Source organism: Dorea sp. AF24-7LB (assembly GCF_003478575.1).
In the GTDB taxonomy this organism is placed as follows: domain Bacteria; phylum Bacillota; class Clostridia; order Lachnospirales; family Lachnospiraceae; genus Dorea_D; species Dorea_D hominis.
On the sequence record NZ_QUFR01000031.1, the window covers coordinates 1 to 933 of the forward strand.

The following is a 933-nucleotide window of genomic DNA, read 5'->3' on the forward strand; positions in this document are numbered from 1 at the left end:
CAAAGTGAAAACTGCGCCACAGCCTTCGCAGGCCATCGCGCAGCGATTTAGTTCAATTCTCGTTTATCCAATAGAAAAATAAGAATAGATTGGAGAAAGATATGGCTTCAAGTAAAGAATATTTAACCTTTATATTGGAACAGTTATCCGATTTAGAGGGAATTTCATACCGTGCGATGATGAGCGAGTATATCATCTATTATCGTGAGAAAATTGTTGGCGGTATATATGACGATAGGTTGCTTGTAAAACCTGTAAAATCTGCTGTTTCACTTATGCCTAATGCAATTTATGAGTTGCCCTATGATGGAGCAAAAGAGATGTTGTTGGTTGATAATGTTGATAACAAAGATTTCCTGACAAGATTGTTTGTCGCTATGTATGATGAACTTCCTGCACAAAAAAAGAAGAAGTCATAAAATCGGGAGTTGAAGAATTCAGGTGGTTGTGCCATCTTACTGTTAAGAGAGGAGATTGCTTATGAAGAAAAAAGTACTTGCAATTATGTTAATTGCCGTGTCAATAATGTTGATTTCGGTGTGCGAAAAAAAGAAAAACTGTACGAAATTCCTGACCTATCGCAGTATAAGACAGATTATGTAGGAGATTCTTCAAATGTTATAAATATTGTAAGCAGTCAAGAGTATCCAGAAGGATACTCATATGACAGTATAGAGATACAGTCTGAAACAGAACCTTATGGATTAACAGTTTTTCTAAAAGATGAGCCGTCTGCCCCTAAGCTTGAAGATGAATTGCAGGTTAATGCAGATATGACATTTGATTTGATTGGTAATTTGGGAACACTTGATTATAAAATAGCAGATAGCAAAGAAATTATTGCATCGTATGAACGGTAGAGTTATTGCTCTTCAAATTGATACGTGAACAATCGGTGTCAGGACAGAGAAAAAAACAGCTTACCATCTATTG

1 protein-coding gene and 1 pseudogene are annotated in these 933 nt (G+C 35.9%); both read left to right on the plus strand.

Annotated features, from left to right (window positions below; all coding sequences use genetic code 11):
- The first annotated feature begins 101 nt into the window (after positions 1–101).
- Positions 102–419 carry a TfoX/Sxy family protein gene (locus DWY31_RS13795; RefSeq protein ID WP_117606936.1) on the plus strand — a complete coding sequence of 106 codons (318 nt, stop codon included), beginning with the start codon at positions 102–104 and terminating at the stop codon, positions 417–419.
- Between the two features lie 61 nt (positions 420–480).
- Positions 481–860: pseudogene (locus tag DWY31_RS13800) on the plus strand (DUF4825 domain-containing protein).
- The last annotated feature ends 73 nt before the right edge of the window (positions 861–933 follow it).